The organism is uncultured Phenylobacterium sp., assembly GCF_902826855.1.
Lineage (GTDB): Bacteria > Pseudomonadota > Alphaproteobacteria > Caulobacterales > Caulobacteraceae > Phenylobacterium.
Window position 1 is genome coordinate 1 of record NZ_CADEGK010000099.1, and the last position, 7,052, is coordinate 7,052.

Annotated in this window: 9 protein-coding genes, 1 tRNA gene and 1 pseudogene; 6 read left to right on the forward strand and 5 right to left on the reverse strand. The window is 68.8% G+C overall.

Annotated elements, in window-relative coordinates; genetic code table 11:
• From QZV94_RS14240 to QZV94_RS14255, 4 genes and pseudogenes are all read left to right on the forward strand, one after another.
• Positions 1 to 596, forward strand: a pseudogene (locus tag QZV94_RS14240) (homogentisate 1,2-dioxygenase); the annotation flags it as partial.
• Positions 593 to 892: a hypothetical protein gene (locus QZV94_RS14245; protein WP_293678574.1), complete on the forward strand. Its 300-nt coding sequence runs from the start codon at positions 593 to 595 to the stop codon at positions 890 to 892. The pseudogene QZV94_RS14240 and the gene QZV94_RS14245, both read left to right, overlap by 4 nt.
• Positions 889 to 1,893: a fumarylacetoacetate hydrolase family protein gene (locus QZV94_RS14250; protein WP_293678575.1), complete on the forward strand. Its 1,005-nt coding sequence runs from the start codon at positions 889 to 891 to the stop codon at positions 1,891 to 1,893. The genes QZV94_RS14245 and QZV94_RS14250 overlap by 4 nt, the downstream gene beginning before the upstream one ends.
• Positions 1,886 to 2,374, forward strand: coding sequence for a MarR family winged helix-turn-helix transcriptional regulator (locus QZV94_RS14255; RefSeq protein ID WP_293678576.1), 489 nt, complete (start codon positions 1,886 to 1,888; stop codon positions 2,372 to 2,374). The genes QZV94_RS14250 and QZV94_RS14255 overlap by 8 nt, the downstream gene beginning before the upstream one ends.
• 6 nt (positions 2,375 to 2,380) lie before the next feature.
• On the opposite strand, the gene QZV94_RS14260 is transcribed toward QZV94_RS14255, so the two are convergent.
• The 3 genes from QZV94_RS14260 to QZV94_RS14270 form a co-directional block, all read right to left on the reverse strand.
• The gene (locus QZV94_RS14260; protein WP_293678577.1) at positions 2,381 to 2,707 is read right to left on the reverse strand and encodes a hypothetical protein; all 327 of its coding nucleotides are present in this window, start codon (positions 2,705 to 2,707) and stop codon (positions 2,381 to 2,383) included.
• Positions 2,708 to 2,794: 87 nt separating this feature from the next.
• Positions 2,795 to 4,669, reverse strand: a complete 1,875-nt coding sequence (locus QZV94_RS14265; RefSeq protein ID WP_293678578.1) for a ferrous iron transporter B — start codon at positions 4,667 to 4,669, stop codon at positions 2,795 to 2,797.
• Positions 4,666 to 4,983: a FeoA family protein gene (locus tag QZV94_RS14270; RefSeq protein WP_293678579.1), complete on the reverse strand. Its 318-nt coding sequence runs from the start codon at positions 4,981 to 4,983 to the stop codon at positions 4,666 to 4,668. Before QZV94_RS14270 ends, QZV94_RS14265 begins: the two co-directional genes overlap by 4 nt.
• Positions 4,984 to 5,187: 204 nt before the next feature.
• Between QZV94_RS14270 and QZV94_RS14275 the strand changes: the two genes are divergently transcribed.
• Positions 5,188 to 5,272 (forward strand) — tRNA-Leu (locus tag QZV94_RS14275).
• Between the two features lie 5 nt (positions 5,273 to 5,277).
• On the opposite strand, the gene QZV94_RS14280 is transcribed toward QZV94_RS14275, so the two are convergent.
• Positions 5,278 to 5,511, reverse strand: a complete 234-nt coding sequence (locus tag QZV94_RS14280) for a hypothetical protein (RefSeq protein WP_293678580.1) — start codon at positions 5,509 to 5,511, stop codon at positions 5,278 to 5,280.
• Between the two features lie 104 nt (positions 5,512 to 5,615).
• Positions 5,616 to 6,329 carry a PEPxxWA-CTERM sorting domain-containing protein gene (locus tag QZV94_RS14285; RefSeq protein ID WP_293678581.1) on the reverse strand — a complete coding sequence of 238 codons (714 nt, stop codon included), beginning with the start codon at positions 6,327 to 6,329 and terminating at the stop codon, positions 5,616 to 5,618.
• Between the two features lie 282 nt (positions 6,330 to 6,611).
• On the opposite strand from QZV94_RS14285, the gene QZV94_RS14290 reads away from it, so the two are divergent.
• Entirely contained in the window at positions 6,612 to 7,043 is a 432-nt protein-coding gene (locus QZV94_RS14290) for a hypothetical protein (RefSeq protein ID WP_293678582.1), read from the forward strand.
• Positions 7,044 to 7,052: the final 9 nt, after the last annotated feature.

Below are 7,052 nucleotides of genomic sequence, written 5' to 3' on the forward strand. Positions count from 1 at the left end.
TCGACCCGGCGATGCTGGAGACGCCGGCGATGGATGCCGCCTTCCGCGTCCATCAGGACCGGCCGGGCGACTACCGCGTCGAGGTCAAGAAGCGGGGACAGGTCTCCATCGTCACCTATCCCTACAACCCGCTGGATGCGGTCGGCTGGCACGGCGACCTGGCGCCGGTGCGACTCAACGTGGCCGACATCCGCCCTGTGGTCAGCCACCGCTACCACCTGCCTCCCAGTGTGCATTCCACCTTCGTCAGCGACCGGTTCGTGGTCTGCACCTTCGCGCCGCGCCCGTTCGAAACTGATCCGGGGGCGCTGAAGATCCCGTTCTTCCATAACAACGACGACTATGACGAGGTGCTGTTCTACCACGCCGGGGACTTCTTCAGCCGCGACCACATCGAGGCCGGGATGATGACCTTCCACCCCTCCGGCTTCACCCACGGCCCGCATCCCAAGGCGCTGAAGAACATGCTGAGCCAGCCGAAACCCGCCACCGACGAATACGCCGTGATGATCGACACCCGCGATCCGCTGGACGTGGGCGACGCGGCCGCCGCGGTCGAGAACCCCGCCTACGTCGACAGCTGGAAGGGCGGATGAGCACCGAGGCAGACTTCACCGCCGCGGCGGACGAAGAACTCGACCGGGCTATGACGCTCGGCTGGAAGGAACTGGCGAAGCTCACCCCCTGGGGCGACACCTTCGAAGGTTTCACGCCGGAAGGCCGGGACGTGTGCTTCGAGCGGAGCTATCTGTGGGAAGCTGAGACCGGCGGCGACATCCGGGTGGAGGTCACCGTCTACGAGGCGCGCGCCTATGAAGACGGCGTGCGCCATACGCGGATCATCGAAAAGACACCCCACGCGCTGGGCGCCGGGGACGGGAGCAATCCATGAAGCTGGCCTCGCTGAAGGGCGGACGCGACGGGCGCCTGGTGGTCGTGTCGAACGACCTGGCCTGGTACACCCCGGCCGATCGGATCGCCTTCACCCTGCAGGACGCCCTGGACGACTGGGACGTGTGCGAGCCGGAGCTGCGCGGCCTGGCCGAGAGCCTGGAGCACGACTCCGTGCCAAAGGCCCGGTTCCGCGAGCACGACGCGGCGAGCCCCCTGCCGCGCGCCTACCAGTGGGCCGACGGCTCGGCCTACGTGAACCATGTGGCGCTGGTGCGCCGGGCGCGGAACGCCGAGATGCCCGGGAGCTTCTGGACCGATCCCCTGATGTACCAGGGCGGCTCGGACGGGTTCCTGGGTCCGCGCGATCCGATCCCGCTGGCCGACGAGGCCTGGGGCTGCGACCTGGAGGGCGAGGTGGCGGTGATCACCGGCGATGTGCCGCTGGGGGCGAGCCGGGCCGAGGCGCTGGCCGCCATCCGCCTGGTTCTGCTGTGCAACGACGTCTCCCTGCGCAACCTGATCCCCGGTGAACTGGAAAAGGGCTTCGGGTTCTTCCAATCCAAGCCGGCCTCCGCCTTCTCCCCGGTGGCGGTGACGCCCGACGCGCTGCCGGGCTTCAAGGACGGCAAGCTGCACGGCAAACTGGAGATCGAGCTCAACGGCAAACCGCTGGGCGAGGCCGACGCGGGGGTCGACATGACCTTCGACTTCGGGGCCCTGATCGCCCACGCTGCGAAGACCCGCGCGCTCTCGGCCGGGACGATCATCGGCTCCGGCACCGTCTCCAACCGCGGTCCGGACGGCGGGCCCGGCAAGCCGATCGGCGAGGGGGGCGTGGGCTATTCCTGCCTGGCCGAGGTGCGCTCCGTCGAGACCATCATGACGGGCGCGGCGACAACGCCGTTCCTGAAGGTTGGCGACCGGGTGCGCATCGACATGGTCGATCCCCGGCGTCACTCCATCTTCGGCGCCATCGAGCAGGAGGTGGTCGGTGCGTGAGGATGGGCGGGTCGACGCGGAGGCCGTCGGCCTGCAGCTGGACAGCTACCTGCCCTACCGGCTGTCGGTCGCGTCGAACGCCGTTTCCAGGCTGATCGCCCGGGCCTACGAGGACCGCTTCGGCCTGTCGATTCCGCAGTGGCGGCTGCTCTGCGTCCTGGCCGAGGACGGCGGCCTGAGCCAGGCCACGCTCGTCGCGCGCACGGTGATGGACAAGGTCACCGTGAGCCGGGCCGCCCAGGGACTGGTCAAGCGCCACCTGGTCACGCGCGCTCAGAACACTGCCGATGGCCGGAGCCAACTGCTGGCGCTGACCGCGGATGGCCGCAGCCTGTATGGCGAGATCGCGCCTCTCGCGCTGGCCTATGAAGCGGCTCTGATCGCCGGCCTTGCTCCGGGCGAGGTGGTCCTGCTCAAGCGATTGCTCGGCCGGCTTCAGACCGCCGCAGGCCAGTTGGCCGGCGAGGCGCCGCGCGGCTGAACCGGCTCAGGCTGCGAGGGCCTCGTTGTCGGACCTAACGCCCCAGCGGTGCGAGCCCTCGCCGAACGGCAGGTGGAAGCCGTAGGCGGCCCGCTTGCGCTCGTCGCGCCAGGTCTGCTCGAACGAGACGATGACCTGGAGCTGCAGCTCCTCGGGGATCTGGTGGACGTTGTGGCCCAGGTTCCGGGCCACCTGCTCAATCACGATCGACCGGTGCGCTTCGCCGCCGAGCGAAAGGAGGGCCTCACGGACGCGCTTGCACAGGGTGGACTTGACCCGGATGGGCCGCTTCCCGGCGGGAACGTCGTGGGCGATGTCGTGCTGGTTCTGCATGGCGAATACAGCATTGCCGCCACTCGTTTATCGACGCGTTAAAGCGAAGAGCAAAAGTGCAGTTAAACGCAACTTTCGATCGGGGGCTCATCCCCAGCCCAGCGCGACCGCAGTGCGGTATGTGACCAGCGACGCCAAGTAGGCCAGCGCCGTCATGTAGAACAGCATCACCCCGGTCCAGGCCCACGAGTTGGTCTCGCGCTTTACGACCCCGAGGGTCGCGGCGCACTGGGGCGCGAAGATGTACCAAGCCAGGAACGACAGACCCGTGGCCAGGGACCACTGTTCCGCAAGCCGCGCGCCCAAAGCGCCGGCATTGGCCTCGGCGTCGCCGACCGCATAGACGGTGCCCAGGGCGGCCACCGCCACTTCGCGCGCGGCGAAGCCAGGGATCAGGGCCACCACCATCTGCCAGTTGAACCCGATGGGCGCGAACAGCGGCTGGATCGCATGACCGATCATCCCGGCGAAGCTGTAGTCGATTGCCGGGGCCGTGGCTGCGGCCGGCGGCCCGGGGAAGGTCGACAGAACCCAGACCAGGACCATCAGCGGCAGGATGATGCGGCCGGCTCGGGAGATGAAGATCTGCGCCCGCAGCAGGAGGTTGCGCGCGACGCTCTCCGCGGACGGCATCTTGTAGGTGGGCAGTTCCATCAAGAACGGCTCCACCGCTCCGCGCCAGAAGATCTTGCGGATCACGAACGCGACCACGAGCGCGCTGAGGATTCCCGTCGCGTAGAGGCCGAACATCACCAGCCCCTGCAAATTCAGCCCGGGCCCGACCGCGCGGTCCGGGATGAAGGCGCCGATGATCAGGGTGTAGACCGGGATGCGCGCCGAGCAGGTCATCAGGGGCGCCACCAGGATGGTCGTCATCCGGTCGCGCTTCTGGTCGATCACGCGGGCCGCCATGATCCCCGGGATCGCGCAGGCGAAGCTGGAGAGCAGCGGGATGAACGCCCGGCCATGCAGGCCCGCGCCGCCCATGATCTTGTCCATCAGGAAGGCCGCCCGGGCCATGTACCCGAAGTCCTCGAGGAGGATGATGAACAGGAACAGCACCAGGATCTGCGGCAGGAACACCAACACCGAGCCGACGCCGGCAATCAGCCCGTCGGCGATGAAGTCCTTGAGGAGCCCGTCGGGCAGCATCTGGCCCACCCAGCCGCCCAAGAGGGCGAACCCCGCTTCGATCAGGTCGGCGGGCGGACCGGCCCAGGTGAACACCGCCTGGAACATCACGAACAGCAGGCCCAACAGGACCGCCAGCCCCGCCACCGGGTGGAGCAGCACCGCGTCCAGCTTGGCGGTGAGCGTGTCGGGCCGCTCGGGCGGTCGCACGTAGGCCCTCAGCAACCGCTGGGCCTCGCGGTGAGCGGTGCGAATCTCGCCGGCCGAGGGCTCGTGCCAGACGTTGTCGGTGGCCAGCACCCCAGAGGCGATCAGGGCGTCCACCTGGGCGGTAAGCTCGTCGATCCCCCGCTTTCGGGTCGCCACCGTGGTGACGATCGGACAACCGAGTTCGCGCTGCAGGCCCTCAAGATCGATGCGCAGGCCCTGGCGCTGGGCGATGTCGTACATGTTGAGCGCCAGCACCATCGGCCGGCCCACCGCCTTCAGCTCCAGGATCAGCCGCAGCACCAGGCGCAGGTTGGTGGCGTCGGCCACGGCGACCACCACGTCCGGCGCTTCCTCGCCCGCGAGCTTGCCCAGCACCGCGTCGCGGGTGACCGCCTCGTCGGGACTGCGCGCGCGCAGGGAGTAGGTGCCGGGCAGGTCCAGGATGGAGAGCGACCGTCCGGCGGCCGTGGTGAGGTGGCCCTCCTTCCGTTCGACGGTGACCCCGGCGTAGTTGGCCACCTTCTGGCGGCTGCCGGTGAGCGCGTTGAACAGCGCCGTCTTGCCGGTGTTGGGATTGCCCACCAGCGCCACCCGCGCCGGTCGCAGCACGGCCTCGCTCATCGGACGTCCAGTCGGACCCAGATGTCCTCGGCGTCGCGTCGGCGAAGGGCGACGCGCATGTCGTCCAGCCGGATCGCGATCGGATCGGCGAAGATCAACCCCTGGTGCAGCAGCTCGAAGCGGGCCCCTTCCACAAAGCCGAACTCCAGGAGACGGCGCTCCAGCTCATGGACGTCCACGCCGTGGCCGTCGGCGTGGTCGGCCCGCACCTCCACGATCTCGCCCCGAGCGCCCGGCTGCGCGGTCGACAGCCGAATGCATCCCACATGGTCGCCCTGCGTCTCCGCCCGCGCCTCGGGATGCATGTCGTGCATGGAACGCCTTCCGCTGCCCGCGAAGATTTGCGAACGATTATCAACTATAGCCTGGCGGCCCGCACGGCAAGGCTCGCGTTGCCGCAGGCTCGCGGTCGATGCGGGCGCCCGAGCCGGAGGCCGGCCTTAAGTCCGTGGGACCGGCTCGCAAAGGTCGGCGTGCGCTTGGCGAATGCCAACGCGCAAGCTAGATACGAGGCCGCCGCGGGCGTGGCGAAACTGGTAGACGCACGGCACTCAAAATGCCGCGACCTCGGTCATGTCGGTTCGATTCCGACCGCCCGCACCACCTCATCAGCCGGGCAAATGGCCTGCGCCCGATCGCGCCCTTGCCAGTGCGTGATACCGCTTCACCAGCCCGGGGACATCGACGTCGTCCCGGTAGCGGCGACCGGGCGCGCCCTCTATGAGCCGCGTCCGCATTGCTACGTCGGCCGGCCAGCATTCGCAGGCGACCGCCGCCAACCTGACCGGGTCCTTGATCCTGATCACGCCGCGCGCCGTGTCGATCAGCCCGATTTCGCGCAATTCGGACAGGACCTCCGAGATACCGGTGGCTGTCCGGGGAAGAGTCTGGCGTATTATCAGATGGATAGAGCAGTCATGCCGGCGTCTCATCCTGGCGCTTCCCCCTATCGGCTTGGCGCGGCATATGCTCTCCGCCGCCGACGGACCATCGTTCCCGCGGCCCCGAAGCCCAGGATCATCATGGCCCAGGTGGCCGGCTCGGGAACGGCGGGGGCGTTGCCGTCGAGTTCGAAGGCCAGGAACCTGCCGTCGTTGATCTGGGTGAATTCGGACGCCGGCGCGAAGGACGCGGGCGCCGTACCTCCGCCGAAGAACCCGACGGTCGCCGAGTAGGCGGATCCCATGGTGAAGCCCGGCGTGAGCACTGCGGGGTCGAACGGCCTCTCTCCCCCGAGCCAGGTCACGCCGTCGTTCGGGCCGTCGAGGACCAGGAAGTAGGACCCCGCCGCAAGGTCGAGCCCAGTGGTGAGCACGGTGCGGGGGGCGCCATTCCAGTCGAAGATGTCGGTGATCTGGGGAGCCGTATAGAAGCCCGAAGCGACCACGTCCGTGGGGCCCGCAGCGGGGCCGATCGCGCTGGTGATGTACCAGGCGGCCGATGGCGTGCCGGGGGCGGCGGAGAGCAACGCTCGCACCGTTACGTCGGTGGCCGCGACCGACTGGGTCCAGCCCATGGCGAAGTTGCCGTAGAGGTCGGTCAGGGTCGCGCTGACCGCTATCGACGGGGTGTTGTCGGTGGCGCCGATCAGGATGTCGGCCGCAGCCGGAGACGCAGCCAACAGGACGGCGGCCCCGAGGGCCGCGGACAAGGTGCGCATGGGGGGACTCCAACTGGGAGCGACCACCACGGCCCCGCCCTTTGGTGACCACCCAACCCGAGCCGTCGAAGCTCGACCATGACCCAGGTCAAGAAAGCTCGAAGTCTCGAACACCCGCGCTGCGGCGGCGCAGACGTAGTCATCGGCGGCGCGCGTCCTGGAAGGGACGCCCCGCCGAGGGCTCCGACACGCGTGCTGTTGACCTGCGTCAAGGCAGAGCTCGGCGGACCGCAATAGCCAAGTGGACGGGACCCCAACGGGCCATCCCTGGAGAATGCGCAAATGCGAACCCCCGCCGCCGCCATCGTGCTCATGGCGGCGCTATGCGCCACGCCCGCCGCCGCCCAGTACGGCATGGACAAGAGGCCGTCCAAGAGCCAGGCCACGCCCGAACTGCCGCGTTGCGCGCAGCCGTTGGGCCGGGCCGCCATCCGAGAGCCCGAGCGTCGCTGGTGGACCGAGCTTGGACTGTCGAGCCCTGAGGCGCTGCTGAAGCTCTTCGCCGCGCGCTCGAACTGCCTTCGGATCGTCGACCGCGGCGAAGGTCTGGCCATGCGCGACCAGGAGGCCGAGCTGGGGCGATCCGGCGATCTGCGCAGGGGCTCCAACATCGGCCGCGGACAGGTGGCGGCCGCCGCATTCTTCATCACCCCTGACATCGCAAGCGCCCAGTCGATCGCCGGGCGCAGCGCACCTGCACAGCACGCAGGCTAGCTTCATCAG

Coding starts and splice junctions, on each gene's coding strand:
- QZV94_RS14260 (WP_293678577.1), bottom strand. CDS start 2,707: ATGCAGAACCAGCACGACATCGCCCACGACGTTCCCGCCGGGAAGCGG.
- QZV94_RS14245 (WP_293678574.1), top strand. CDS start 593: ATGAGCACCGAGGCAGACTTCACCGCCGCGGCGGACGAAGAACTCGAC.
- QZV94_RS14265 (WP_293678578.1), bottom strand. CDS start 4,669: ATGAGCGAGGCCGTGCTGCGACCGGCGCGGGTGGCGCTGGTGGGCAAT.
- QZV94_RS14250 (WP_293678575.1), top strand. CDS start 889: ATGAAGCTGGCCTCGCTGAAGGGCGGACGCGACGGGCGCCTGGTGGTC.
- QZV94_RS14270 (WP_293678579.1), bottom strand. CDS start 4,983: ATGCACGACATGCATCCCGAGGCGCGGGCGGAGACGCAGGGCGACCAT.
- QZV94_RS14285 (WP_293678581.1), bottom strand. CDS start 6,329: ATGCGCACCTTGTCCGCGGCCCTCGGGGCCGCCGTCCTGTTGGCTGCG.
- QZV94_RS14290 (WP_293678582.1), top strand. CDS start 6,612: ATGCGAACCCCCGCCGCCGCCATCGTGCTCATGGCGGCGCTATGCGCC.